The sequence below is a fragment of the Actinokineospora sp. PR83 genome (genome assembly GCF_021056305.1).
In the GTDB taxonomy this organism is placed as follows: Bacteria; Actinomycetota; Actinomycetes; order Mycobacteriales; family Pseudonocardiaceae; genus Actinokineospora; species Actinokineospora spheciospongiae.
In genome coordinates this window covers 1-26369 of the sequence record NZ_JAJCXD010000048.1, presented here as the reverse complement: position 1 = coordinate 26369, position 26369 = coordinate 1, and the positions used below count along the sequence as shown (strand labels likewise).

Genomic DNA, 26369 nt, shown 5'->3' with positions numbered 1-26369 from the left:
CCCACCCCCCGCCACAACCGATCCACCCGGCCGACCCACCGCAGTACTCGCACCACCCGACCCGACCACCAGCCCGGCTGACCCACCCGGCTCACCCGCCGCCGCCGAACCACCCGGCCCCGCCGCCACAGTGGCCGACCCGCTCCACCCGCCCGCTGCCGCAGGCGAGCCCCCCGGCCCACCCACCGCAGCAGCCGCAACACCCGGCCCGGACGCCAGCCCGGCTGACCCACCCGACCCGGTGGCCGGCCCGGCTAACCCGCTCGACCCGGTGGCCGGCCCGGCCAACCCGCTCGACCCGGCCTCTGAACCTGCCGACCCAGCAGGGCCACCCACTGCTGCCTGCGAGCCACCCGACCCGGCCGTCCCGGTGACCGAGCCACCTGGCCCGGTCTCCACAGTGGCCGCTCCGCTCCGCCCGCCTGCCGCGGTGGCCGAACCACCCGGCCCACCCACCGCCGGGTCCGATCCGCCCGGCTCGGCCGCCGGAGTGGCCGGAACGCTCGGTTCGGTCGTCGCAGTGGCCGGTGCACTCGGACCGCCCGCTGCCGCAGGCAGGTCGCTCGGGCCTGCTGCCGGGGCGGTCGCATCCGGATCAGCAGCGGTGGCGCCTGCTCCCCCGGGGTCCGGCGTGCCCGCGCCGGGGTCGCCTGGGCCGGGAGCGGGGGCGGTTCCCGGGGCAGCCGGGTCCGGGTCGGGTTCGGCGATGTCGGCGGCGGCGACGGCGATGCCGCGGTGCAGGCACCGGGGGGCGAGCAGGCAGGTGCAGGTGAGGTCGGCGGCGGTGGTGAGGATGCCGGAGCGCAGGGCCCAGACCAGGGTGGTGTCGGGGTCCAGTTCGGCTCGGGCCGACCCGGGGGTGTGGGTGATCGTCCACTCGGCTGCGCGGGGGAGGCAGGCGTCGACCCGTTTGCGGAGGCGGGGCGGGAGTTCGTCGAGGACGTCGGCCAGGACGGTGGGCGCTATCGGGGGCGGGGTCATGCGCGCACCTTCTCCCCGACCCAGTGGGCCAGTTCCTGGGGGCTGAGGGCGGCGACCGGCATCCCGGCGGCCACCAGGCGGCCCGCCACCGCGGTGGAGTAGCGGGCGGTGCCGGTGTCGTCGAGGCTGGCGCAGCCGAGGACGGTGACGCCCGCGGTGACCAGTTCGCGGACCTGGGTGATCAGGGAGCCGAGGGGGCCGCCCTCCTCGAAGTCGCTGATCAGGACGACCATGGTGCGTTCGGGGACGGTGACCAGGGAGCGGGCGTGGCGCAGGGCCCCCGCGATGTGGGTGCCGCCGCCCACGCGGACCTCCAGCAGCAGCGACAGCGGGTCGGTGACGCGGTCGGTGAGGTCGACGACCTCGGTGGAGAACGCCAGGAAGTGCGTGGAGAGGGCGGGGACCCCGGCAAAAACCGAGGCGGTCAGCGCGGCCCAGACCGTGGAGGACTCCATGGAGCCCGACACGTCGACCACCAGGACCAGCCGCCAGTCGGAGGAGCGGCGACCCCTGGTGCGGAACACCGGGCGTTCGGGGACGACCCGCACCCGGCCGTCGGTGCCGCGGCGGGCGGTGGCCAGGTTGGCGCGGAGGGTGCGCGGCAGGTCCAAGCGACCTCCGGGGCGGCGGGTGGGTACGGGCAGTTGGATGCCGGTGAGCGCGGGGCGGATGCGGTTGGCCAGTTGCGCGGTCAGTTCCCGCACCAGTCGGGCGACCAGGGGGCGCAGGCGGGCCAGCGCGGATTCCGAGAGGCCGCCCGCCAACGACAGCACCGACCGCAGCAGCTCGACCGAGGGGCGCACCGACGCGGGGTCGATCTCCAGTGCCGCCTCCAGCCTGCCGCCCTCCGCCGAGGCGGCCAGGACCTCTTCGCGGATGTGGTCGCCGAACAGTTCCCGCAGTTCGTCGGACCAGTCGCGGACGTCCGGGAACGGGGTGGTCCGGTCTGCCCCGAGGTCTCCGCGGGCGGCGCCTTCGCCGCGGTCGTGCCCGTACAGCTCGTCGAGCGCGGCGGCGTACCGGGCCGCGCCTGCCGGTCGTTGGCCGCGTGCGCCGAGCAGGAGTCGCCACCGCAGCCCGGCGGGCAACTCCCCCGCCGCCGCGCCGCCGGACGTGAATTCGTCGCGCGCCGGGAGGTCGGCGTCGGGGTGGCCACTCGTGGCGGGGTCCTGGATGGCGGTTCCGGTGGAACTATCCACTATGGACAGCGAATCGGCGAGGCCGTGTTCGACGAGGGCCTGCCTGCCCGCCTGTTCGGCTTCCAACCACACCGCGAGCAGTTCCGGGTCCGGTGCGGTGGCGGTGTCGACTCGCGCCCCCGTCCGCTGTTCGACCACCGCCAGCATTCGGGAGCGGGCGGCCGGGCCGATCGAGGTGAACGCGCCGCGCAGGGCGGGCAGGCGGTCGAGGAAGTCCTTGTCCGCCAGGCTTTCCACCCGTTCCAGCAGGGGGTCGAGCGCCTCCGGGGTTTCCAGGAGCGGGCCCGCGGCGGCGAGCACACCGGTCAGGGCGCGGCGCAGGGTGTCGCGGCCGGGTGGGGTGGTCGCGGTGTCGATCCAGGACGCCACGCGTTCGCCCAGGGCCCGGGGGGTGCTCAGGCCGAGCAGGACCCGGGTCGCGCCCGCCGCGCCCGCGATGAGGGGGGCGGCTTCGTCGGCGAGGTGGCGGAGGGTGGCGGTCAGGCGCAGGCCGGTGCCGTGGGTGTCGTGGCGCCTGCCGAGTTCGACCAGGGCCCGGGCGTCGAGGACGTCCTCGGACCCGGCGAGGCCGTCGAGTTGGGCGACCGCCGCGGTTTCCAGGTCGTGGGCGAGGCGGGGGTGGGCGTCGAGCACCGTGCCGGGGGTGCCGGGGAGGTGGCCTGCGCGCAGTCGGTCCAGCAGGTCGAGGCAGGACAGCAGGTCGTGCAGGGTTCCGGCGGCGGGCAGGACGGTGGCGGCGTCGGACAGCAGGTCGCCGACGAGGTCGGGCAGGCCGCAGGCGGCGGCGTCGAGCAGGTCGGCGCGGACGTCGGCCGGGGTGTGGCCGCCCTGCTCGGTGCGGGCGGCGCGGCGGGCGCGCAGCCTGCCGAGGGCGGCGAGCGGGAGCGTCGCCCCCCACAGGCCCGCGACGGGCAGGGTGGCGGCGGTGGACGGGGTCCAGGTGGCGGTCCAGCGGGTGGTGAGCGCGTCGCCGCCGCCGACGCCGGTGGTCGCGGTCTCCTCGGCATAGGTGACGCCGAGGACGGTGAGCCTGCGCAGTGCCAGTTCGCGGCGGCTGTCGAGCGGGGAGCGCAGCGGGTCGAGCCGCAGCACGGCGGGTTTGCCGCTGCCGGGGCCGGGCAGCCGCAGGTCCGCCAGCAGCGCCTCGACCGCGGGCGCCAGGCCGGAGCGGGGTGTGCTCGGGGCGAGCACTCCGGTGCGGCGGCCGACGAGCACGTCCCCGGCGGCGCGGGCCACGACCCGGCCCCGGCCCAGCGGTTCGGCGTGGGTGAGCACGGTCTGGACCGCCTCCACGACCTCGCCGCGACCGGGGGCGGGCAGCCCGCGCAACCGGGCCAGGTCAACCGCCAGCCGCAGCGCCTCCCGCGCCTCGCCGGGGCCCGCCGGGTGGCCCAGTTCCCTGACGCGGGCGCACACCCGCACGATGAACGACGCGGCGGCGGCCTCCACCGCGGCCGGGTCGCCGCCCGATTCGAACACCGCCTGCTGCCACTCCGGGTCGCGGATGCCCGCCGGGTAGCCGGACCGTTCGTCGAGCAGCGCGAACCCGTAGGGCACCAGGGAGGTGACGACCTCCGGTCCCGCTTCGGTGGCTTCCGGGGCGTCGTCTTCGGGGCCGTGCAGCAGGGCGGCGGCGTGGAAGGACCCGATGACCGCTGTGCAGCGCCTGCCGTCGGCCCGCGCCACCGCGCGGCGCATCCAGGCCTCGCGACGCAGGTCGAACGGGTCGACCCCGGCGCCCTCGGCGTCGCGGCGCATCGCCCAGCCGACCAGCAGCGCGGCCCGGCGCACGGCCTCGGGGCCCTGGCCGGGGGCGGGAGCCTCGACCAGCCGGTCCCACAGGTCGTCGCCGTCGCGGCCGGTCACCGCGCGCCGCAACGCGTCGGTCAGCGGGCTCGCCGCCCACCCCGGTGCCCGGTGGCCCGCCCCGCGCAGGCGCAGCGGCAGGTCGCACGGGCGGACCTCGACGCCGTTGCGGTGCGCCCAGCGGACCGCGGCCAGTTCGGGGGAGAAGTCGGCGAACGGGTAGAACGCCAGCCCCCCGCCGTCGCGGGCGGCGCCGGACAGGGCGACCGGTGCGGTGAGCGCCGGGTCGGCCAGGTGCGGCAGCCACTCCCCCAGTTCCTCGGGCAGCTCCACCAGCAGCACCTCGGGCGCGGCGGCGTCGAGCAGGGCGGGCATGGCGGCGGCGAGGGCGGGTGAGTGGTGGCGCACGCCGATCAGGTGCGGGGCGCGGTGCTCGGCCAGCCGGACGGCCTGCGCCCCCTCCGCCGCCAGGACGTCCTCACGAGTCGAGGACATCGCGCAGCTCCCACAGCCGCCGCCAGGTGCGCGCCCCGGTCTCCGCGCGCCGCCGCACCGCCCCGTCCCAGTAGCCCAGCAGCCGGGCGGCGTCGCCGGGGTCGTCCTTGCGGACGACGCCGAGCAGGTGCCCGGGCAGCAGCGACAGCGGGTCGCGGTCGCCGGGGAAGTACGCCTCGGCCAGGCCGAGCGAGGCCGCCACGGACACCGCCTCGGCGGTGCTCATCACCGTGGAGGGACGCTCGACCGCCCACCCCTCCTCCGACACGCCGTTGCGCAGGTCGCGGAAGGCGGTGACCAGCGCCTCCAGCACCACGTCGTCCACCGCGAACGGCGCGCTGACCCGTTGCAGCGCGGCGGTGGCCTGCCTGCGCACCAGCGCCGTCTCGGCGGCCAGGTCGCCGATGGGGCCGACCGCCTCGAAGTTGAAGCGCCGCTTGAGCGCGGCCGACATCTCCGACACGCCCCGGTCGCGCAGGTTGGCGGTGGCGATGACGGTGAAGCCGGGTGCGGCGTGCACGGTGGCGCCGTCGGTGCCCGACAGCTCGGGCACCGCGATGCGCCGGTCGGACAGGATCGACACCAGCGCGTCCTGCACCTCGGGCAGGCAGCGGGTGACCTCCTCGACCCGCACCACCGCGCCGTCGCGCATGGCGGTGAGCACCGGGGACGGGACCAGCGCCCGCGGGCTGGGTCCCTCGGCCAGCAGCAGCGCGTAGTTCCAGCCGTAGCGCAGTTGGTCCTCGGTGGTGCCCGCGGTGCCCTGCACGACCAGTTGGCTGGTGCCGGACACGGCGGCGGCCAGCAGTTCCGACAGCATCGACTTGGCGGTGCCTGGCTCGCCGACGAGCAGCAGCCCGCGTTCCCCGGCGAGGGTGACCACGGCCCGCTCGACCAGGGCCCGCTCGCCGACGAACTTCGGGCTGATCACCATCCGCGCGGGCAGGCCGTCGGCCCTGGCGCCCGCGGGCAGCGCCAGCGCGTCGCCGCCGCTGCCGGTGACGAAGGTGACGACCGCGCGCGGGGTCAGCCGCCAGCCCGGCGGTCGGGGGCCGCTGTCGTGGGCGGCGAGGAACGCCAGTTCCGCGCGGTGGGCGTCCTCGGCCGGGTCGACCTGCCTGGGGGCGTTCACCGGCGGCCTCCGGTCTTGAGTTCCTCGTAGGCGGGGGCGTCACCGTCGAGGACGCGCCGCCAGGCGCGGGCGAACAGGTCGGCGGCGGGTTCGCGGGCGACGACCACCGAGTCGGGTTTGCCGGTGATGCCGAACATCGGGGCCTTCCAGGTTTCCAGCGGCAGGTGCGGGGCGCCCAGCGGCAGCCAGCCGCCGGGCAGGAACAGCGACCGCCCGGCCCTGGCCCGCTTGGCGGTGAGCACCAGGTCGGTCTCGGCGAGCGCGGCGCGGGCCTTGCGCAGCCGGGCGGGCTTCCACCCGGTCCACCGGGCGGTGTTGGCGTCGGTGGGGTCGGGCAGGGCGAGCAGTTGCAGGTAGAGCACGGCGGCGTCGTCCGGCAGCCCGAACTCGCCCGCCACCTCGGCGACCAGGTGCGGCGCGGACACCGTCGGGTCCTGGAAGTAGGCGGCCGGGTCGGTGCCCTCGGCCGGGGTGGCGGCGCAGGCCGCGGCCAGCCCGGCGGAGGCCAGCAGGTCCGCGGCGGCCACCAGGTCCCCGCAGTGCCAGACCTCGGCGAGCGCGGCGAACAGGTCGCGGTCCTGCGGGCCGATCAGACCGGGTCGGGCCGACAGCCTGGAGTGCTCGTCGCGGTACCTGCTCACCTCCAGCCAGCCGCGGTGGGTGCCGAAGAGCTCGTCGTCGGGCCCGTCGAGGCCGAGCAGGGCCCGTAGCTGGTCGTTGCCCGCCCAGTGGGTCAGCTCGACGGTGAACCCGGGGTCGGCGACGCGCTGCCGGGCCAGGTCCAGCGCCTCGGGCAGCCGGGCCCGCAGCGGGGACCCGGCGGGCAGCCGCTGCGCGAGCCAGAGCAGGACCTGCGGCACGGCGCGCAGCGTGGACCGGTCGAACCCGCCCGGGTTGTCCACGACCGTGCCACCCCGCTCGTCCACGCGCACGCCGAGGCTGGTGGCCAGCCACGGGGTGAGCCCGGGGTTGAGCACGCCGGTCACGTACTCGCCGCTGTTGCGCAGCGGCAGCAGTTTCGTCGCGTCGACGAGCACGTCGTCGGGGACCGGGGTGCGGCGGCCGAACTTCGCCGTCCACACCTCGGCGACGGCGTCCACGTCCGGCCCGGTGGTCCACAGGTCGGCGGGGTCGGCGGGCACGGCGGCGGCCAGCAGCGCGCGGCGGAAGGAGTCGGTGAGCGGCCTGAGGGTTTCCTTGGCCGCCTTGGCCGCGCCCGCCGACAGGCCGAGCGCGCGGCGCTCCTCGGTGCTCAGGTAGTGGGCGTCCCAGCGGTCCACCCCGGGCATCCCGGCCAGCAGGACCGTCGCCTCGGCGACCCCCATGCCGGTGCGCTCGACCAGGGCGGGCACCGCCTCGGGGAACCACGGCGCCGGGCCGCGCTCGGCGAGCGCGGCCAGGAACGCGGCCACCCGGTCGGGCCCGAACGACGGGCGGATCTCCTCGGCCCGTTCGACCCGCCACCCGCGCGGCAGGTCGAACACCCCGGGGGTGCGGGTGAACTGGACGCCGTCGAACCGGTTGTCGGCGTCGCGCCGCCAGTGCTGCTCGAACACGGCGATGAACCCGTCGCCCGTGGGCACGACCCGGGTCTTGGGGTTCGGCGAGCCGTCCGGGACCGACAGGCCCACGGTGCGCCAGTGCCCGGTGCCGTCGACGAGACCGGCGGCGGCGACCGACCGCAGGAACAGCACCAGTGCCTCGCGCTGCGCGTCCGGGGTGAGCGGGGAGGCGGCGCGGTGGGCCAGGGCGGCGGCGCGGGGCAGCACGTCGAACCAGTCCGGGCAGGTCGACTCCGGCAGCGCCCGGGCCGCCGGGGTGGCTTCGGCCGCGGTCTCGCCGAGGGCGGTGAGCAGCTCGGGCAGGTTCGTCGGCACGGACCCGTGGCTGCGGTGGGAGCGGAAGGTACCGAACCAGGACAGCGCCGCGTTCAGCTCCTCCTCGGTGACCGCGGGGCCGACCGGGGCGAACGAGCTGGTGTCGACCCGGCGGGCCGCGTCGGCGACCGGGGCGTAACCGCGGTAGTCGCGCAGCAGGCCCGCCGCACGCCGCACGACGTCGAGGACACCGGAGAGCAGCGCGGGGTGGGTCAGGCCGGGCAGGGCGTCGGCGACCACACCGGCCAGCCCGCCGCGCTCGCCCGCGGTCAGCGCGGCGAACACCTCGTGCGCCGGGCGGCGGGCCTCGTCGAGGGGTTCGGCCAGTGCCGCCTCCAGCACCCGCTCGACCGCCTCGCGGCCGACCTCGCGCAGCGCCGCCGATCCGGCGGGGTCGCGCGGGGTGAGCAGGTGCCACCACTCGACGGGCGGGACGAACGGGGTGCCCGCCGCGTAGGCCGGGTGCCGGTCCGAGGCGGACACGGCACCCAGGACCGTGCTGTCGGTGGCGTGCAGGGTCAGGTGGCCCTGTCGCCTGCTGAGCACGACCTCGCCACCGCCGGGCAGGCGCAGCACCCCGGTCGGGCCCTCCCGACCCCCGACCAGGCGGGCGTGCCTGCCGTCGACGCCCTCGCCGGTCCAGGACCCGTCGGCCTCGCGGCGCACCCGCCAGCCGTGCAGGCCGCCCGCGGCCCCCAGCGGGCTCATCGAGGTGGCGGCGGTGACGGGCCGCAGGTCGCACCACTGCGGTTGCAGCGCCGCCCCGTCGAGGGCGAAGTCCTCGACGAACCTGGGCAGGCTGGCCCGACCGCGTTCGCCGGTGGCCGGATCGAGCTCGACCCAGCGCCACTCGCCGTCGGAGTAGCGGTCGGCCCACAGGGTGGTGCCGTCGCCGAACACCCGGCCGCTCCGGGGCACCTGGGTGTCACCGGGGTGCACCGCGCGACCGCCCGTGCTGCGCCCGCCGCCGGTCAGGGCGATCGACGGCGCGGGCAGGTCGCGGCCGTGGTGGCCGCTGTGCTCGCCGGGGTCGAAGACCCGGTCGGGGGCGTCGCTCCAGTAGGCGCGTTCGCCGTCGTCGGTCTGCCAGCGCACCAGCAGCGCGCCGTCGCACCACAGGGCGGTCGGGGCGAACGCCCACCGGTGCCTGCCCTCGGCCGGGATGCGGGAGAGGTGCTCGGCGAGCACCCCGTCCGGCCCGACCACGACGAACGACTCACCGCGGCGCAGCACCAGCGCGGGCCAGCCCTCGCCGCACACCACGACGCCCTCGCCCTTGGCTGCCGACGCGGTGGCGAGCCGGGCGACGGCGTCCTCCAGCGCGGGCCAGCCCAGTTCGTCGAGCAGACCGGCGCGCAGGGTCGCCCGCAGCGCGGCGGCGACGTCGGTGGCGGCGATCGACTCGGCCGCCTCCGGCACGTCGGCGAACGCCTCGGGCAGCCGCACCACGGCCACCGCCTGCAACCGCTCGGCCAGCCCGGGCAGGCCGGTGGCGGCGGTCTCGGCGGCGCGGGCGGTGAGCCAGTGCCGCAGGGCGGCGCGCAGGCCGGGCACCGCCATCACCGACAGCAGCGCCTCGCGGTTGACCGCGCCGGAGCGCGCGGCGGAGCGGGCGTGCTGGACGAAGCCCTCCCCCAGCGGCCCGGCGAAGCGCCGGTCACCCGCCAGCGCCACCAGGTCGCGGCGACCGGGGCCGTCGTCGCCGAGCCACCCGCCGACGTCCAGCCGCGGGGTGTCGCGGTCCCCCTCGGCGATGGGGATGCCGTGGGCCACCATCAGGTCCAGCACGTCCAGCTCGCCCTGGCGCCAGCCGCGCAGGACCCGGACCGGTTCGGCGTCGGCGACCAACCGGTCGGCCATGGCGGTGATCAGCTCCAGCAGCCGCTCCGACCGACCGGACCCGGGCCCGTAGCCGGTCCCGCGCACGCCCAGCACCGTCGACAGCCACGCGGCCGGGGTCGGCGCCGACCCGGCCTCGGGTTCGACCAGCGCGCGGTCGGCACCGCAGGCCGACAGCAGGTCGAGCCACAGGTCCAGGGTGGGCCGGGCGGAGGCCGCGGACGGCACGAACGCCAGCAGCCGCGAGCGCACCCCGGCGTCGGCGGTGGCCATCGCGACCAGGGTGGTGCGGTAGGACTTCCAGAACGCCGCCCCCGCGCCCTTGATCGACGGGCTGTCGAGGATCGCGCGCAGCAGCCGCTCGTCCTCGGCGGCGACGTCGCGCCCGGCGGCCTTGGCCAGCCTGCGCAGGTCCTCGGGCATCCCGGTGTAGGGCGGCAGGCCGCCGCGGGTGCGCTCGACGCAGAGGGTGAGGAACAGCTCGTGGGCGGCGCCGGGGTCGTGCTTGCGGACCAGGCCCTTGGCGTGCGCGGACAGCGCCTTGGCGGTCAGCGCGCCCGCGAAGGCGAACTCCAGGAACACCTCGCGGGTGCGCTCGGGGTCGACGGCGAGGTCGTGCACCTCCTCGGCCTCGCGGGCCTTGCCGAACATGGTGGCCGCGTAGGTCGGGTTGGCGTGCTCCAGGAAGATCCGCCCGGCCTGCTCGTAGAAGGTGGGCAGGAAGTGCGGGGCGGAGCGGCCGAGCATGTCGCCCAGCGCGGTGAAGCCGTCCTTGGCGGCGCTGGCCTTGGACTTGGCGGTGCGCGCCAGCCGCTCGACGTCCTTGACCAGGGCGAGCGCGTGGTGGGCGTTGGCCGGGTCGTTGACCAGCGCCCAGGCGGGGAACCCGAGGGCGCTGCGCCGCCCGGTGCCCACGCCCTCGGCGCGCACCGGGGCGTCGAACCCGAGGTACTCGCAGGTCAGGTCCTCGGCCCGGCCCAGCACCTCGGGCACCAGCCGGACCACGACGCGGTCGTCGAGGGCGGGGTGGGTGTAGCGGCGGGCGGTGACCGTGTCGCGGTCCTGCCCGGCGGTGGGGGTGCCGGGCAGGATGGCGCCCGCGGCCAGCAGTGCCGCGTCCACGCGCGGGCCCACCGCGTTCTGCGACGTGTTCACTGCGCCACCGCTTCCTCGACGACCCGACCGGCGTGGATCGCCGACGCCATCCGCATCCCCTCCGACCAGGCCACCGGGCCGACCTCGGCGAGCGGCACGGCGGTGCCGTCCTCCAGCGCCCAGCGCAGGCCACCGGTCCAGGTCTCGCCCTCGGGGTAGTCCGAGCCGATCCAGAACCGCGCCTCCACGGTCCGGCCGCCCTCGAACGCCGAGTACACCGCCTCGCCGCCGCGCACCGGGTAGCCCAGCGTCCGGCAGCGGCCCAGCGCGTGGTTGAGCTGCTCGAACCGGCCCCGGGAGTAGTCGTCCACCTCGGACTTGCCCGCGGGGAAGGCACCGGGCCGGGCGAAGGTCTGCCGGAACAGTTGCTGCGCCTTCTGCTCGACGCCCAGTTCGGCGCCGAACTCGCGCAGTTCGTCGAGGTCGTCGAGCAGCACCGGGTGCGGGATGGACACGGCCTCCGGTCGCACCCGCACGGTGTCACCGTCGAGGGTCACCACCCCCAGCCCGCGCTCGGGGTCGGCGTCGCGCAGGAACCCGGTCTCGTCCCCGGCGCTCACCACGAGGTCGCGCAGCACCCCCGCCCACGCCGGGTCGGCCCACACCTCGACCAGCACCGCGGTGGGCACCGGCAGCGACCGCACCATCCAGCCGTCCACTGCGGACAGGCACTCGGCCTCGTGCCGCGACAGCCACTCCGCGAGCTGGCGCAACCGCACCACCCGCAGGTCGTCCTGGATGGACGCGGGCACCGAGGAGAGCTGCTTTCCCTTGCCGTTGCGGCACTGGACCCGCCCGTTCTCCCCGAGCCGCACCTGGTAGCCGGACGCGGCGTCGAGCCAGCCCACGGTTCCTCCTGCGGTTCGATCACTGCGATGACGGGCGAGACGGTACCGAGGCGGTACGACAAAAACCGCCGATCCGGCTGTTCGCAACCTCCGCGTGACTCGGCGGCGGGCCCTCGTGGCACCCCCGGGTCCCGGGCCGGTGATACTGGTGGCCGCAGGAGTGGTCGGCGGAGGAGGTGCGGTGGCGTTCACCAGACCCGGCTTCGAATCCCTCTTCGAGGGCCCGTTCAACAACCACGTCCTGGCCGGCCGGGGCGACGACTTCACCGTGTGGTCCCTCGTCGACAGCGTCTTCCAGGGCGGCGAGGGCGTCCACGGGCACATCCCGCCGTTCCACCCCCGCCTGGTGCGCCAACTGCTCGACCACGCACCCGACCCGGAGTTCCTCGGCGTGCACCGCTGGAACCGGTCCCTGCGCGCCGACGAGATCGCCGTCGAGTTCGGCGAACGCCCGCCGTCGCGGCACACCTGGCTGCTGCGGGCCGACGAGATCGCCCGGGCGTGGGGGCGGCCCCTGCTCGGCCCCGACGGGGTGGTGGCCGAGGTCCTCGGCCCCGACGCCCCCGGGCACCTGCCGGACCCGCCCGCGCCGCGCTGACCCCCGGGGTGCCGCAGACCCGCCGGAGGAGTTCACCACCGCCCTGCTCGCTCCCCCCGCGACCTCGGACGCTTGTGACGAGGGTCACCTGACCGGGGAGAGCCGGCAGGCCGTTCCCGGGCGACCCAGTCACATGCGGAAGGGAACGACCGGGATGGACGAGCGAGCACTGCTGCGCCGCGCCGCCGCGGGCGACCGGGCCGCGTTCGAGGAGTTCTACACCCGCACCTCCCCCTGGCTGGCCGTGCGGCTGCGCAAGCGGTGCGCCGACGAACAGCTCGTCGCCGAGGTCGTGCAGGACACCTACCTCGCGGTGTGGCGGGCCGCTGGCTCCTTCGCCGACGGGGCTGCGGTCGACGACGCGCTCGGCTGGCTGTGGACCGTCGCCGCGCGCAGGCTCGTCGACGCCTTCCGCCGCGAGGGCAGGCACCGCAGCGCCACCGAGGCCGCCACGGCCACCGCGGCCGGAGCCGCACCCGCCGCCGAGGACGCCCTGCTGGAGTGGACCCTCTCCGGCGACGTGGGCGCCGCGCTCGGGGCCCTGGCACCGGAACTGCGGCAGGTGCTGCGGGCGATGGTCCTCGACGGCCTGACCGTGCGGGAGACCTCGGACCTGCTCGGCATCCCCGAGGGGACCGTCAAGACCAGGGCGCGCCGCGCCCGCCTGATGCTGCGGGAGGCCATGTCATGACCGACAACACCGGCGCGCACGCCTCGCGGGCGGCCATCGCCGCCTACGCCACCGGCGACCCCGCGCTGCCCGCCGCCGCCGAGTGGGCGGTGGAGGCGCACCTGGAGACCTGCGCCGACTGCCGCGGCCACCTGGCCGACGCCGTGCGGATCGGCGCCCCCGCCCTCGACAGCGCGCTGCGGCGGGTCTGGACCGAACTGGATGAGCGCGCACCGCGAACCCCCGCACCCGGCAGACCCGCCTGGTCGCGGTGGGCGCGCACGTGGGCGCCACCGACCCTGGCCCCGCGCCTGGCGACCGGGGTGCTGGTGACCCTGGTGGCGCTCCTGGTCGACCTGATCGCACCGGAGCACACCCTGACCCCGCTGGTCCTGCTGGTGGCACCGGTCGCACCGCTGTTCGGCGTCGCGGCGGCGTGGTCGCGGCGGCTCGACCCGCTGCACGAGCTGACCGCCTCGACCCCCCGGGCCGGGCTGGCCGTGGTGCTGCGCCGCACGGCCGTGGTGCTGGCCGCGGTGATCCCCGTGCTCGCCGTGGCGGGCGCCTTCACCGGCCTGTCCCCCGCGCTGTGGCTGCTGCCGTGCCTGGCGTTCACCACCGGAACGCTCGCACTGGGCACCGTCGTCGGCGTCGACCGCGCGGCACTGGGCCTCGGTCTGCTGTGGACCGTGCTCGTCATCGCGCCCACCGTGATGAACCTGGGCGCCCCGCACCTGCTGCACCAGTCCGGACTCCCCGGCTGGGCCGCGGCCGTGGCGGTGGCCGCCGCGGTCGTGACCGCCAGGGCCAAGTCGTTCACCGCACTGGCCGACAAGAACTGAGAAGACTTCAACCAGAGGAGACAACCATGGTTCGGGCGGTGGATCCGACCGAGTTGACACCCACGCGGTACGCGTGGGAGGTCCAGGCGAGCGGACTGCGGGTGCGCGCGGGCAAGCGGATGGCGGTCGACGGACTCGACCTGCGCCTGGGCACCGGCGTGCACGGCCTGCTCGGCCCCAACGGCGCGGGCAAGACAACCCTCATCCGGGCACTGGCGACCGTGCTGCACCCGGCGGGCGGGAACCTCGAACTGCTCGGGGTGCCCGTGGACGGGCGCCCCGACCTGCGGGCGCTGCGCCGCAGGCTCGGGTACCTGCCCCAGGAGTTCGGCTACTACCCGAGGTTCACCGTGCGCGAGTTCGTCGAGTACATGGCCTGGCTCAAGGAGGTCGACAAGCGAGACGTCCCGGGCGCGGTGCAACGGGCGATCGAGCGCGTCGGCCTCGCCGACCGGGCCGAGGACCGGATGAAGACGCTGTCCGGCGGGATGCTGCGCCGCGCGGGCATCGCCCAGGCCGTCGTCAACGACCCGGACCTGCTGCTGCTCGACGAACCGACCGTCGGCCTCGACCCCGCCCAGCGACTGGAGTTCCGCGCGCTGCTGCGCGAACTGGGCGAACGGTCGTGCGTGCTCGTCTCCACCCACCTGGTCGAGGACGTCGCCGCGGCGTGCAGCCGGGTCGTGCTCATGGCCTCCGGCCGATCGGTGTTCCAGGGCACCCCCGACGAGGTGGTCGCCGCGGGCGGCACCGACGACGTCGGCGACAGCCCGATGGAGCGCGGCTACTCGGCCCTGCTCGCCGCCGAGGTGACCCGGTGAACGGTCGCGTCCTGCGCACCGAGCTGCGCCGATCGACCGCGCTCACCGCGGGCGCCCTCGTCGCCACCGCGGGCACCGCGGGGCTCTACGTGCTCGCCCTCAGCGACCAGACCGGCCTGTGGGCACCGCAGTGGACCATGCTGGCGGGCTTCCAGCGGATCATGCTGATCGTCCTGTGGCCGCTCGCCCTGGGCGCGGGTGCCTGGCAGGCCAGGCGGGACCGGCGCTCCCGGATGGAAGAACTGCTCACCACGACGCCGCGGCCGATCCGGTCCCGGGTCCTGCCGCCTGCCCTGGCCATGGGCCTGTGCCTCGGCCTCGGGTACCTGCTGATCCTCGTGGCGGGCGCACTGGGCGTGTCGACGCCCTACCGGCACCTCGGCTGGGTGCCGATCGCGGTGACCGGCGCGCTGTCCCTGGTGGCGGCGGGGTGGCTCGGGCTGGGGATCGGCAGGCTGCTGCCGTCGCAGTACACCCCGCCCGTGCTCGCGGTGGCCGGGTTCCTGCTGCTGGTGGTCCCGGTCGAACTCGCCAAGACCGGGTCGGCGAACGAGGTGGTCCTGCTGACGCCGAACCTGACCTCACCGCTCGACGAGGTCACCACCGTCACCACCCCGGTCAGCCTCGGGCAGTCGGCGTGGTTCGCGGCACTGGCCCTCAGCGGCCTCGTACTGCTCGCGGCGACCCGCCGTCGCACAGCCGCGCTGGCGATCGTGCCCGCGGTGCTGGGACTGGGCATCGCACTCCCCGTGCTCACGGCGGCCCCGGCATCCGGCCTGGCGACCGATCCCGCCGCCACGGCGGAGGTCTGCACCACCGACGGCGGACCGGCGGTGTGCGTGCTCAAGGTCCACGAGAACGACCTGGCCGCCCTGGTCGGACCGGCCCGGACCGCGCTGACCCTGCTGGCGAAGCTGCCGAACGCCCCGACGTCCGTGCGCGAGGTCCCCGCTGACCGGCCCGGACCGCAACCCGCCACCGAGGTGTGGTTCGACATCGAGAACCACCTGCCGGGCGGTAGCTGGCTCGGCACGGGCGACGAGCTGGTGATGCGCGTGCTCGCCGGGGGAGGCACCCGACCGTGCTCGGAACAGGTGGGCCAGGGGCGGGCACTGGCGACGGCGTGGCTGCTCGACCGGTTCCCGCTGCCGGGAACGACGCCACCCACCACCGCGCGCGAAGCGGAGTGGTACGCCATGCGCCAGGCGGAATGGGACGACCTGCGCGCCCTGCCCCGGGACGAACAGGTCCGCCGGGTGGCCGCGATCCGCACGACCGGCCTCCAGTGCGTCCGGGGGGTCGAGCGATGAGGCTGCTCGCGCTGTACCTGCGATCACGGCAGGTGCCCGCCGGGCTGCCCGGGGCCGTGCTGGCGGTGACCGCGATCGGGCTGCTCGGAACCGGGTCGACGAACCCGCAGGCGGCCGTGGCGTCAGCGGTGCTGGCCCTGGCGATCGGGTTGGCCGTGCTCGGCTACGGACTCGGTGGAGCAGACCCGGCGCTGGAGCGGACCGCGTCCCTGCGCTGGCCACCTCGCCGGGCCGCGCACGTGCTGGCAGGCGCGGCGGCGGTCGCCGCCACCGCGCTGGCCGCGACCAGCGTGCCGACCGGGTTCGTGCTGCGCGCCGCGGTCGGCCTCGCGGGCCTCACCGCGCTCGCGGCCACCCTGCTCGGCAGGCAATTGGCCTGGACCCTGCCGGTGGCGGTGGCGGCGGTCGCCGCGGCGATGCCGCCGGTGGCCGACCCGCTCGCCCTGCGCCTGCTGACCTGGCCCGTCCAACCGCTGGGCAGCACGACGGCCACGATCACCGCGGGTGTGCTCGGGATCGCGGGCCTGGCCCTCTACACCGCCCGCGGCTGCCGGACCTGAGCCCCGCCCGGCGCGGCAGGCGACCTACGCGCCGAAGGCGTCCACCCCGGTCAGCCTGGCCGACAGGTCCCACAACCGCGCTGCCTGCTCCGGGTCCACGGCGTAGTCCCGCACACCGGAAGCGGCACCCGCCTCGGCGGGCTCCGCGACCTCGCAGTCCTCCAGGTAGAGGCCGCCCAGGCCGTCGAGCTGCGGGGACGTGGCCGCCCACACCTGGGTCGCGGCGCCCTGCTGCGGGGACTTGAAGTCGACCAGGACCGTGCCGTCCTCGGCGTACCACCCGCGCTCCACCATCTCCTCGCGGCTCAGGTGGCGCTGCAACGGGGTCAGGATGCCCCCGGGGTGCACGGCGAAGGCCCGCACCCCGTGCGCGCGGGCGAGGGTGTCGAGCTGCACGGCGAACAGGACGTTGGCCGTCTTCGCCTGGCCGTAGGCCTCCCACTTGTCGTAGTCGCCCGAGGTGAAGTCCGGGTCGTCCCACCGGATCGGCGAGCGGTGGTGCCCGTACGACGACACCGACACGACCCGCGCACCCGGTCGCAGCGCGGGCCACAACCGGTTGAGCAGGGCGAAGTGACCCAGGTGGTTGGTCGCGAACTGCGCCTCCCACCCGGGGCCGACGCGGGTTTCCGGGCACGCCATGATGCCCGCGCTGTTGATCACCAGGTCGATCCCCCGGTCCGACGCCAGGAAATCGTCGGCGAACGCGCGCACACCCCCCAGGTCCCCGAGGTCGAGCGCGGCCGTCTCCACCCCCTCGATCCCCGCCAACGCCTCCGCCGCGACCTCCGGCCGACGCGCCGGGACGACGACCCGCGCACCCGCGGCGGCGAGGGCGCGGGTGGTCTCCAGGCCGATCCCGGAGTAGCCACCGGTGACGACGGCGAGCTTGCCGTCGAGGTCGATCCCGGCCAGGACCTCGGCCGCCGTGGTCCGCCCGCTGAAACCGGATCCGATCTTGTGCTGCTGGGTGACTGTCATGGGACCAGGCTAGGAACTGGAGTGCGCTCCAGGTCAAATCCCGCAGCTCAGCACCGCGGAGCCCGTCCGCCCACGAAGTCTTCGACCTCGGGGCGGGTCTTGGTCTTGGCAGTGGTCGGTGCTGACGATGTTTCTGGTTATCTTGATACAGGTTAGTTGAAGTGAATACCTGATTTGGCAGCGATCAGTCGCCCCGGGGTGGATCAGCGTCGGGGTGGTGCGGCAGTGGCGGTGTGATCAGCCCGTGATGGCCGCGCACCTGGTCGACGACCTGCACACGCAGGACATCACGGCCCACACGGTCTTGCCGTCGCCGGAGGGGCGGACACCCCACTCGGTGAGCCCGTCGACGATGGCCATCCCCCGGCCCCGCAGCCGGGCCGGGTCACCGGACACCACGCGCGGGGGCGCGCTGGAGAAGTCGTCGATCTCGACGGTGAGCAGCCCGCGGGCGTGGTCGTGGCGGACGCGGAAGCCGCCGATGCCGCCACCGTGGTCGAAGGCGTTGGCCACCATCTCCACGCACACGGTGAGGAACATGTCCGCCTGCTCGGAGGCCAGGAACTCCAGGTCGGCGCCGATGATCGAGCGCAGTTCCGCAGCGGAAGCCACCGAGGGGACAGCGTGTCCCATTGTTCTTCTCCAGCCCGAGTGCCCACGAAACGGACTCACCGTACCCGCACCGCGCGGGGGCTCGCAGAGCACCCACCACTCGCGTACGCAGGTGAAGACGCCTCAAAACACACCCCGACAACTCGAACCCGCCTTGACCGAATCGGCGATGGGAAGCCAAATGAAAACCCGTCTCCGATTCGACGCTCAGCAGGGAAGAGTTCACGTGCTTCCGCCACTGGAGGCGCACCGGACCGAGCGCGGAACAGCGCGGGTGCGCGGACGACTGCCGTACCCCGACCGCCGCCCCGCACGGCAGCACCGACCCGCAACGACCCACGGTGCTCACTCGACGGGTGCGACTGTTGGTGGCCGCCGCCACCTACGGTGTCGTTCCGGTGGAGGATCGACAGCTCTTCCCTTCGACCCGAGCTTTGTATACATTGCATGCAATGGACGTTTACGACGAGGTCCGCGGCCTGATCGTGCTCGGCACGTACCCCGCTGGGCAGCCGGTCACCGAGCTGGAGCTGTGCGAACGGCTCGGCGTGAGCCGCACGCCGGTTCGGGAAGCGTTGCGGCGCCTGGAGGGCGACGGCCTGGTGCGGGCCGCGCGGCGCGGTGTGACCGTCGTCGAGCTGGATGCCAAGGCGCTGGGGGACGCCTACCTCGTGCGCGCCTGCATGGAGGCGTTGACCGCGGAGTCGGCCGCGCGCAGGCAGCGGGCCGGTGAGCTGCCCCCGGCGAGCCTGGCCCGGCTCGTCGAGCACGCCGACCTGGCTGATCAGGCCACACGGCAGGGGGATCTGCTCGCGGGTGTCCGGCACAACCGGGCATTCCACCGCTACGTCGCCACGCTCGCGGACAACCCGACGGCGTCGCAGGTGCTGACCCGGATCTGGGACCAGATCACCGTCTCCACACGGGCTTCGTTGACCGCGCCTGCCCGACCGGCCCTGGTCGACGACGAGCACCGGCGGTTGATCGACGCCATCGTGGCGGGCGATCCACAGCAGGCCGCCACCCACGCGCGTGCACACGTCCTGGCCACGATGACCGTTCTCACCGAACAGGGAGGAGAAGCGTGAGCAGGCGGCACGACTACCGGGTCACGGTGCGCTGGAGCGGCGACACCGGGACGGGCTACCGCGACTACGCGCGCGACCACGACGTGGTCGTCGAGGGCAAGCCGGTGCTGGCGGGCAGCGCCGACCCCGCGTTCCGCGGCACGCCCGAGCGGTGGAACCCGGAGGAACTGCTGCTCGCCTCCCTGTCGCAGTGCCACATGCTCACCTTCCTGTCGCTGTGCGCGCGGGCGGACATCGCGGTGACCGGCTACGTGGACACCGCCAGCGGCGTGATGCGGGAGGAACCGGGCAACAGCGGCCGATTCACCGAAGTCGTGCTGCGGCCGGAGGTGACCGTCGCCGACCCGGCCGTGGTCGAGCGGGCCGAGACGCTGCACCAGCAGGCGCACGACACGTGCTTCATCGCCAACTCCGTGAACTTCCCCGTCCGACACGAACCGACCACAACCAGTTCCTGAACGCGACACGTCCTCGATCGGGCCGGGTCGGCTCGACCAGGACGGAGTTCACGACCACGCGGTGATGGGGATGCGCATCATCGGCAAGGCGATCGACCGCCGGCTGCACTGGGCGGAACTGTCCCCACGGGACGCCCGGCAGCGGGTGCTCGCCGACGACTCCCCACCCTCGTTCATGGATGTCCTGCTCAACACCTGCGCCACCACGATCGAAGAACCCCGCCCTGAAGAGGGGCGGCTGCAACCACCGCCGCTACCTGCCTGAATTGCTCGACCTCGTGGTCAGCGGCGTGATCGATGCCTGCAGCGGTCGCGCGGAGTTGTTCGGAGCGGCAGGCACCGACGGGTGGTGACCCGCGCTGGGCAGTGAGGCTCGGCCGCGGTGAACGTCGATGACGTGGCGGAACGTCGAGTGGTACCCACCCGCCGCACGAAGAGAAGGGGCGCCGTGCGACTCTCCGGATGGGGGTTCGGAGAGCCGCACGGCGTCCAGGGCCGCGCGGCGGCCACCGATGGCGGAGTCGTGCCACACCGAACACCACCGATCCACCCGAGACGTCACCGAGGAGCTGATCCCGCTGCCTGGACGGACCCCGCGATTGCAGGCCACCTTCGTCCCCGCCGAGAACGCGATCGCCTGGTGGGGTCCGGACGACCTGACCGGGGCGGTGCGCGCGCTCGGCCTGCCCCACGGGCGGCCCGGCACCTGCGGGCTCGCCGTGCCCGACGGCGCCGCCGTGGTCGCCGCCGACCGGGCGGTCCGCTTCGCCGACCTGGCCGAGGCCGTGCCCGCCCTGCGCGGGCTCGACCGGCGCGCGGGGGCCGGGAAGTCCGTCCTGACCTGGCGCGACGCCGCCCGCCTCGTCGACAGCGGGACCGACGCGTCGTTCGCCGACCTCGCCGCGGCAATGCCCCCGGCCGCGCACGCGGTGCTCAACCCCGAGCGCACCGCCGTCGCCGCCCCGGCGAGCCTGCTGGCGCAGTTCCGGGCCGCGGTCGGCACCGGGGCCGCGCTGGCCGAGGTCGCGGTGGACGCGCGGCTGCGGCCGTACCAGGTGCACGGGGTGGCCTGGCTGAGCGCCCGGCCCGGGCTGGGCACCGGCGGGGTCCTCGCCGACGAGATGGGCCTGGGCAAGACCCTCCAGGCCATCTGCCTGCTGGCCACCCGGCGCACGGCCACGCCGCACCTGGTGGTCTGCCCGACCTCGCTGGTCGGCAACTGGCGCCGCGAGCTGGAGCGCTTCTCCCCCGCCACACCCGTCCTGCCCCACCACGGCACCCGCCGCGAACTGCCCGGGGAATTCGCCCCCGGCACGGTCGTGATCACCAGCTACCCGGTGCTGCGCAGGGACGAGGCGCTGCTGAGCACCCGGTGGGACGTGGTGGTGCTCGACGAGGCGCAGCAGATCAAGAACGCCGAGGCCCAGGCCAGCCGGGCCGCGGCGCGGCTGTCCGCCACCGTGCGCATCGCCATGACCGGGACCCCGGTGGAGAACCGGCTCGACGAGCTGTGGTCGATCTTCACCGTGACCAACCCCGGGCTGCTCGGCACCCGCGAGCGGTTCCGGCAGCGGTTCGTCGCACCGATCGAGCAGCGGCACTCGGCCTCCGCGGCGGCGGCGCTCAACGCGCTGGTCAGACCGCACATGTTGCGCCGCACCAAGGCCGAGGTCGCCGCCGAGCTGCCCCCGAAGCAGTACGCGACCACGGTCTGCACGCTGACCGACGAGCAGGTCGGGCTCTACCGCGCGGCCGTCGACGACGCGTTCGGCCGGGGCCTGGGCGCGGGCATCGGCCGCAGCGGGCGGGTGCTGGCGCTGCTGACCGCGCTCAAGCAGATCTGCAACCACCCCGCGCAGTACCTCCGGGACGGGCGCGCGGAGGCGGGCCGCTCTGGCAAGTTCGACCGGGCCACCGAGATGCTGACCGAGATCGTCGACGACGGCGACCGGGCGCTGGTGTTCACCCAGTACCGGGCGATGGGCGAGCTGCTGTCGGAGTCGCTGGGCGCGGCCCTGGGCACCGCCCCGGTCCCGTTCCTGCACGGCGGCCTCTCCGGTGACCGGCGCGACGAACTGGTGCGGGCCTTCCAGCAGGACGACGACGCGCCGCCGGTCCTGCTGCTGAGCCTGCGCGCGGCGGGCTTCGGGCTCAACCTGACCCGCGCCGCGCACGTGGTGCACTACGACCGCTGGTGGAACCCGGCGGTCGAGGAGCAGGCCACCGACCGCGCCCACCGCATCGGCCAGGAACGCACCCTCACCGTCCACACCCTGGTGTCCGGCGGGACCGTAGAGGACCACATCGCCCGGATGCACGACACCAAGCGCGGCTTGGCCGACGTCGTCTCCGGCGACACCGAGGCCGCGCTGGCCACGCTGTCCGACGAGGACCTGCACGCCGTCCTCGACCTCGACCTGGGAGCGCTGTCCTGATGCCCGTCGAATTCGGCGCCACCCCGTGGGGTCGCGCCTGGGTGCGCACCGTGGAGTCCACCGCCGCGTCCCGCCCGAACCCGCTGCTGCCCAAGGCGAGGAGCCTGGCCCGCAACCACGCCGCCACCGTGACCGCGTCCACCGGGCTGGTCACCGCCGTGGTGGTGGCGTCCGGCGCGGAGCACGCGGTCCGGATCGAGCTGCCCGGGTGGTCGGCGGGGACCGGGGCGGAGGCGGAGCGGTTGATCGCCGGGTCGCTGGCGGCCCACCGCGGGCTGGCCACCGGGGACCTGCCGGACTCGCTGGAGGCCGACCTGCGGGCCGCCGGGATCGCGGTCGCGGTCCCGATCAGCGAACAGGTCAGCACGTGCGGCTGCCGGACGCGCAAACGCCCGTGCGTCCACGTCCTGGCGACCCTGTACGCGCTGTCCATGCGGGTGGACGAGCGGCCCGCACTGGCGGTGCAGTTGCGAGTGGACAGTGCGGTGGTGGCCCCGCGCGCCGACCCGGACTGGGTGCCGCTGCACGAATTGGACGCGGGGGCGTTCTACGGCTGAGCGCGGTGGGCCTCAGCCGCCGAGCCGGTCGGCGAGAGCGGTCGCCTCCTCCTCGGTGAACCCGCCCTGCCCGCCGGTCACCGTGGTCTCCCCCGTGATCGCGGACTGGATGGTCGGCGCGGACACCACCCGCCCGTCGACGGTGAACGCGACCCGCTCCTGCACGTGCTCCCGCGTGTACTCCGACCACACCGTCTGGGCGGAGGACCGGAAGGAGAGCTGCACGGTCCACCCGGTGCCGTTGGGGTCCGGGGAGGCGGTGGCGGCGGCGATGTCGTCGCCACCGAGGATCGCCCGGCCCAGCACGAACGACTCCGCGCCGTCCTCGCCGCAGGTGGCCAGCGGCAGTGCGGAGTCGGTCTTGCCGTCCAGCGCGCGGTCGTCGCAGCCGAACGCGGAGACCACCCCCGCCCGGTACTCGTCGGAGATGCCCAGCAGCGGGTCCTGCCGACACGCCTTGCCCGCCTCCACCGACGGCCGGTCCCGGTACTCGGCGCAGGCGGGGGGCGCGACCGCGCCAGGCGGGGTCGGCACCGCCGAGCCCGCCACCGGCGCCACCGCCGACAGCACCGGCCGGAACTCCGCGACCCCGCCCGCGTCCCGGCTGACACCCCCGTCCGACGCGGTGCCGGACACGGTGGTGGAGCACCCGGCCGCCACCGCGCAGGACACGACCCCCACGAGCACACCCACGCGCATGACCCGCCCCTTCCGGCCCCACGTCACCGCCGAACCGGAGGTTGGCGAATCCGCGCCGGGCGGGTGCCCGTTCGAGGCACCCCGGTCACCGGGGTCGGTCTCACCAGGCGACGGTCCCCTCGTCGTCGAAGAAGCCGCCGGTGGGGCCGTCGTCGTCCAGGGTCGCCAGCCTCACCGGGGTGGCGGCGCCCTGGGCGGGGGTGCGGTGCCCGGCGTGGCCGTTGAGGTCGGTGGCGCAGTGGCCGGGGCAGGCCGCGTTGACCCGGAGCCCCGGTTCGACCTTGGCGTAGAGGGCGGTGACGGCGTTGAGCGCGGTCTTGGACGGGACGTAGGACAGCGACGGGGGCGAGGTGCTGGTCGCCATCGCGGCCAGGGAGCCGCCGGAGCTGGAGACGTTGACGATCCGGCCGTGCCCGGACGCCCGCAGCAGCGGGAGCAGGGCCTCGGTGACGGCGATGACGCCGAAGACGTTGGTCTCGAACGTCTCGCGGATCGTGGTGAGGTCGGCTTCGCCGGGAGGGTTGAGCTTGCCGCCGCCGATGATCCCCGCGTTGTTGACGAGGACGTCGAGCCGGTCGAGGCTCGCTGCCGCCCGCTGGATCGAGGCCGGGTCGGTCACGTCGAGCTGGAGGAAGCGCGCCCCGGTGTCGGCGGCGGCCTTCTCCCCCCGCTCGGCGTTCCGGCCGCCGAGGTACACGGTCAGCCCGCGGTCGACGAGCTGCTTGACGATCTCCAGGCCGATCCCCTTGGTGGCGCCGGTCACCAGTGCTGTGGTCATGTCCCCAGTGTTGTGGCTGTTCAGCGCGGGGTCCAAGACCGGTTGGGTGACTGTCGATACCCTGGGGGTATGGATTCCCGAGAGCTGCGGTACTTCGTCGCGGTGGCCGAGGAGCTGCACTTCGGCCGGGCGGCGACGCGGCTGGGCATGGCGCAGCCGCCCCTGTCCCGCGCGATCCAGCACCTGGAGCGCAGGATGGGCGTCGCGCTGCTCGACCGCACGAGCCGCTCCGTGGCGCTGACCGCCGCGGGCGAGGTGCTGCTGCGCGAGGGCAGGCGGGCGCTGACCGCGCTGACGGCCGCGGAGCGGCGCACCCAGCGGGCGGGCAGCCCGCGCCTGGTGCTGGCCATGAAACCGGTCAGCGACGGCGACCTGCTGGGCCGGGTCCTCGCCGACTACGCGGCCGACCCGGCCTCGGTCGAGGTGGAGGTGCGGATCTGCGGCATCGGCGAGCAGGCGGGGCTGCTGCGCGCGGGTGAGGCGGACGCGGCCCTGCTGCGCTTCCCGCACGACGACCCGGAGGGCTTCGCCTACGAGGAACTGCTGACCGAGCGGGACGTGGCCGTGCTCCCCCGCACGCACCGCCTGGCCGACCGCGCGTCGCTGACCATGTCGGACCTGGACGGCGAGCAGTTCCCGCACTGGCCGGGCCACCCGCCCAACGGCGGCCCGCTGATCCACGACACCGCCCAGCTCATGCACCTGATCGCCCTGGGGCGCACGATCGCGCTGCTGCCCGGGTCGGGCAGCCACCACCTGCGCTCGGACCTGGTCAGCGTCCCGGTCACCGACGCGCCGACGACGACGATGGCGATCGCCTGGCCGGAGGACTCCCGCTCGCGCCCGCTGGCGGCGTTCGTCGCGGCGGCGGTGAACGCCGCGCGGCGGTGACCCGGGGGTCACCGCCGCGCGTGTCCTGGGTGATCGGTGCCGCTCAGCCCAGTGCGGGGTCGGTGGCGCCGTCGGCGCAGGCGTACTTGGCGACGTCCCAGCCCGCGCCGGTGGCGCCCGCCCGGTACGCGGCCTCGTAGAAGTCGAGGACAGCGGCGCGGCGGTCACCCGCTCCGCGGACCGCGTCGTAGGGCAGGACGGCGAGGTGGCTGCCGCCCCGGTCGACCCAGGTCGCCCCGGCGGGCAGCGGGTGGTCGGTGGTGCCCGCCGGTTCGGGGGCGGTGTAGGAGTAGAACGCCGGGTCCGGGAAGGTCGGGTCGCCGAACCAGAAGCCGAAGCTGACGACCTCGCGGGAGTAGGCCTCGCGGGTCACCGGGTCGGTCGTCGTGGGGTGGTCGACGACCGTGTCGGAGAAGCGGGTCAGAGCGAGGTCGAAGGTGTGCCAGAAGTGGTGCACCGGGCTGGTCTTGCCGGAGAACCGGCCCGCGAACTCCTCCAGCACCACGTTGACCTGGCTGAGCACCTGCCAGTACCGGGTCACCGCGGCCGGGTCGTAGGTGGCGTGCTCGGTGTCCTCGGCGAACGGCCGGTCCGCGTCGGGCAGGTCGAACGGCCGGGCGTCGGCGATGCCCGCCGGGTCCACCCCGACCGCGCCCAAGGCCTTCAGGACCTCGGCGTGGAAGGTCGCCACGGAGTGGCCGCCGAGCTGCAACGACGCCGACCGGCCGTCGATCGCGTTCACCGCGAGGGTGTGCTCGACGAAGTCGAAGTCCACGGCGAACGTCGGGTCCAGGCCCATCGGGCGGGTGGTGATCCCCCGCCCGGTCAGGTGGAAGGGCACGTTCCACCAGTGGTTGCGGCGGGGGCTGGCCGCGAGGCGGACCTTGCCGACCACCTGGGCGAAGCGGTGCAGGGTGGCCAGGGTGTCCGACCAACCGGCGTACGGGATCGGGGGGAAGAGTTCCATCAGTCGCTGTCTCCGGAGAAGGTGCGGTCCGCCCAGGTGCCGAAGCGGGTCCAGCCGACCGTACCGTGGTCGCGGCGCAGGGCGGCGATGTCGGCCTGGTAGCCGTCGCCGTTGAGGAAGCGCCACATCGCGGACATGTCCGGACTGGTGATCGACTCCAGCGGCACGTGCTCGTGGCGCACGGGCCGCCCCAGGGCTGTACCGAGGTCCAGGGCCATCTGGGCCGGGGTGGGCGCGTCGCCCGCGAGTTCCACGCGGGCGCCCGCGTACTCACCCGGGGCGGCGAGGACCTCGGCGACGAACCGGCCGAGGTCGTCGCGGTCGAGCTGCTGGAGGGGGTGGTCGGCGGGCAGCGGCAGCGCGAGCACCCCGGCGCGCAGCTCCGCCGCGCCGCCGAGCGCGTTGTCGAAGAAGTACGTGGGCGCCACCACCGTGTAGGGCACGTCCCCGGTGGCCAGTTCCCGCTCCACCGCGGCCTTGCTCTCGAAGTGCGGCACCCCGGTCCCGGCGGTGGCCCCGGCGACGGAGGCGAACACCAGGTGCGGCAGGCCCGCGTCGGCGGCGGCGCCGAGGATCGCCCGGCCCTGCGCCACCTCCGCGTCCACACCGGACTCGAACGGCGTGGTCAGAGCGAAGGCCGCCGCCACCCCGGACATGGCGGCGGCCAGCGCGGCCCGGTCGGTGAACCCGCCCGCCGCCAGCTCGACCCCGGCTGCGGCCAGCCGGGCCGCCGCCGGGGCGGCCGGGTCGCGGACCAGCGCCCGCACCGG

Annotated in this window: 22 protein-coding genes; 12 read left to right on the top strand and 10 right to left on the bottom strand. The window is 75.2% G+C overall.

Translation table 11 applies throughout. The annotated features are described in order from the left end of the window. Positions 1-977: 977 nt before the first annotated feature. Genes L6E12_RS17350 through L6E12_RS17335 form a run of 4 tightly spaced genes read right to left on the bottom strand, consistent with a single transcriptional unit; the run spans position 978 to position 11332 of the window. Complete coding sequence (locus L6E12_RS17350; protein ID WP_236228964.1) at positions 978-4481, bottom strand: DUF5682 family protein; 3504 nt, start codon at positions 4479-4481, stop codon at positions 978-980. Next, positions 4465-5613, bottom strand: a complete 1149-nt coding sequence (locus L6E12_RS17345) for an AAA family ATPase (RefSeq protein WP_236228963.1) — start codon at positions 5611-5613, stop codon at positions 4465-4467. Before L6E12_RS17345 ends, L6E12_RS17350 begins: the two co-directional genes overlap by 17 nt. Then, positions 5610-10484 (bottom strand): hypothetical protein, encoded by a 4875-nt coding sequence (locus tag L6E12_RS17340; protein ID WP_236228962.1) that lies wholly within the window; start codon positions 10482-10484, stop codon positions 5610-5612. Before L6E12_RS17340 ends, L6E12_RS17345 begins: the two co-directional genes overlap by 4 nt. Next, complete coding sequence (locus L6E12_RS17335; RefSeq protein ID WP_236228961.1) at positions 10481-11332, bottom strand: DUF4132 domain-containing protein; 852 nt, start codon at positions 11330-11332, stop codon at positions 10481-10483. The genes L6E12_RS17340 and L6E12_RS17335 overlap by 4 nt, the downstream gene beginning before the upstream one ends. Before the next feature lie 181 nt (positions 11333-11513). Between L6E12_RS17335 and L6E12_RS35440 the strand changes: the two genes are divergently transcribed. The 6 genes from L6E12_RS35440 to L6E12_RS17305 all read left to right on the top strand — a co-directional run bounded on the left by L6E12_RS35440 (position 11514) and on the right by L6E12_RS17305 (position 16133). Beyond that, on the top strand, positions 11514-11930 hold the full coding sequence (locus L6E12_RS35440) for a hypothetical protein (protein ID WP_236228960.1): 417 nt from the start codon (positions 11514-11516) through the stop codon (positions 11928-11930). A gap of 154 nt (positions 11931-12084) precedes the next feature. Then, a complete protein-coding gene (locus L6E12_RS17325; RefSeq protein ID WP_236228959.1) occupies positions 12085-12621 on the top strand; it encodes an RNA polymerase sigma factor in 537 nt (178 codons plus the stop codon). Continuing rightward, entirely contained in the window at positions 12618-13442 is an 825-nt protein-coding gene (locus L6E12_RS17320) for a zf-HC2 domain-containing protein (protein WP_236228958.1), read from the top strand. The genes L6E12_RS17325 and L6E12_RS17320 overlap by 4 nt, the downstream gene beginning before the upstream one ends. Positions 13443-13468: 26 nt before the next feature. Continuing rightward, positions 13469-14263, top strand: coding sequence for an ABC transporter ATP-binding protein (locus L6E12_RS17315; protein ID WP_236228957.1), 795 nt, complete (start codon positions 13469-13471; stop codon positions 14261-14263). Next, complete coding sequence (locus tag L6E12_RS17310; protein ID WP_236228956.1) at positions 14260-15573, top strand: urea transporter; 1314 nt, start codon at positions 14260-14262, stop codon at positions 15571-15573. The genes L6E12_RS17315 and L6E12_RS17310 overlap by 4 nt, the downstream gene beginning before the upstream one ends. After that, a complete protein-coding gene (locus tag L6E12_RS17305) occupies positions 15570-16133 on the top strand; it encodes a hypothetical protein (protein ID WP_236228955.1) in 564 nt (187 codons plus the stop codon). Before L6E12_RS17310 ends, L6E12_RS17305 begins: the two co-directional genes overlap by 4 nt. Before the next feature lie 24 nt (positions 16134-16157). Here L6E12_RS17305 and L6E12_RS17300 read toward each other — a convergent pair whose 3' ends face one another. Together L6E12_RS17300 and L6E12_RS17295 are read right to left on the bottom strand one after the other, a co-directional pair. Then, positions 16158-17114 carry an SDR family NAD(P)-dependent oxidoreductase gene (locus L6E12_RS17300; RefSeq protein ID WP_236228954.1) on the bottom strand — a complete coding sequence of 319 codons (957 nt, stop codon included), beginning with the start codon at positions 17112-17114 and terminating at the stop codon, positions 16158-16160. Positions 17115-17351: 237 nt separating this feature from the next. Next, complete coding sequence (locus L6E12_RS17295) at positions 17352-17726, bottom strand: ATP-binding protein (protein ID WP_236228953.1); 375 nt, start codon at positions 17724-17726, stop codon at positions 17352-17354. A gap of 452 nt (positions 17727-18178) precedes the next feature. On the opposite strand from L6E12_RS17295, the gene L6E12_RS17290 reads away from it, so the two are divergent. From L6E12_RS17290 to L6E12_RS17270, 5 genes are all read left to right on the top strand, one after another. Beyond that, a complete protein-coding gene (locus L6E12_RS17290; protein WP_236228952.1) occupies positions 18179-18814 on the top strand; it encodes a GntR family transcriptional regulator in 636 nt (211 codons plus the stop codon). Further along, positions 18811-19272, top strand: a complete 462-nt coding sequence (locus L6E12_RS17285) for an OsmC family protein (RefSeq protein WP_236228951.1) — start codon at positions 18811-18813, stop codon at positions 19270-19272. The genes L6E12_RS17290 and L6E12_RS17285 overlap by 4 nt, the downstream gene beginning before the upstream one ends. Positions 19273-19342: 70 nt before the next feature. Continuing rightward, the gene (locus L6E12_RS17280; RefSeq protein ID WP_236228950.1) at positions 19343-19537 is read left to right on the top strand and encodes a hypothetical protein; all 195 of its coding nucleotides are present in this window, start codon (positions 19343-19345) and stop codon (positions 19535-19537) included. 247 nt (positions 19538-19784) lie between these two features. Beyond that, positions 19785-21707: a DEAD/DEAH box helicase gene (locus tag L6E12_RS17275; RefSeq protein WP_236228949.1), complete on the top strand. Its 1923-nt coding sequence runs from the start codon at positions 19785-19787 to the stop codon at positions 21705-21707. After that, a complete protein-coding gene (locus tag L6E12_RS17270; protein WP_236228948.1) occupies positions 21707-22264 on the top strand; it encodes an SWIM zinc finger family protein in 558 nt (185 codons plus the stop codon). Before L6E12_RS17275 ends, L6E12_RS17270 begins: the two co-directional genes overlap by 1 nt. Positions 22265-22276: 12 nt before the next feature. On the opposite strand, the gene L6E12_RS17265 is transcribed toward L6E12_RS17270, so the two are convergent. Both L6E12_RS17265 and L6E12_RS17260 read right to left on the bottom strand, forming a co-directional pair. Continuing rightward, a complete protein-coding gene (locus L6E12_RS17265; protein WP_236228947.1) occupies positions 22277-22963 on the bottom strand; it encodes a hypothetical protein in 687 nt (228 codons plus the stop codon). 100 nt (positions 22964-23063) lie between these two features. Next, positions 23064-23741: an SDR family oxidoreductase gene (locus L6E12_RS17260; RefSeq protein ID WP_236228946.1), complete on the bottom strand. Its 678-nt coding sequence runs from the start codon at positions 23739-23741 to the stop codon at positions 23064-23066. Between the two features lie 69 nt (positions 23742-23810). Here L6E12_RS17260 and L6E12_RS17255 point away from each other — a divergent pair, with 69 nt between their 5' ends. Continuing rightward, on the top strand, positions 23811-24632 hold the full coding sequence (locus L6E12_RS17255) for a LysR family transcriptional regulator (RefSeq protein WP_236228945.1): 822 nt from the start codon (positions 23811-23813) through the stop codon (positions 24630-24632). Positions 24633-24675: 43 nt separating this feature from the next. Here L6E12_RS17255 and L6E12_RS17250 read toward each other — a convergent pair whose 3' ends face one another. Next, positions 24676-25599 carry a DUF5996 family protein gene (locus L6E12_RS17250; protein WP_236228944.1) on the bottom strand — a complete coding sequence of 308 codons (924 nt, stop codon included), beginning with the start codon at positions 25597-25599 and terminating at the stop codon, positions 24676-24678. Then, positions 25599-26369, bottom strand: a 771-nt coding sequence (locus tag L6E12_RS17245) for an NmrA family NAD(P)-binding protein (RefSeq protein ID WP_236228943.1), incomplete at its 5' end; no start/stop codon positions are given. The genes L6E12_RS17250 and L6E12_RS17245, both read right to left, overlap by 1 nt.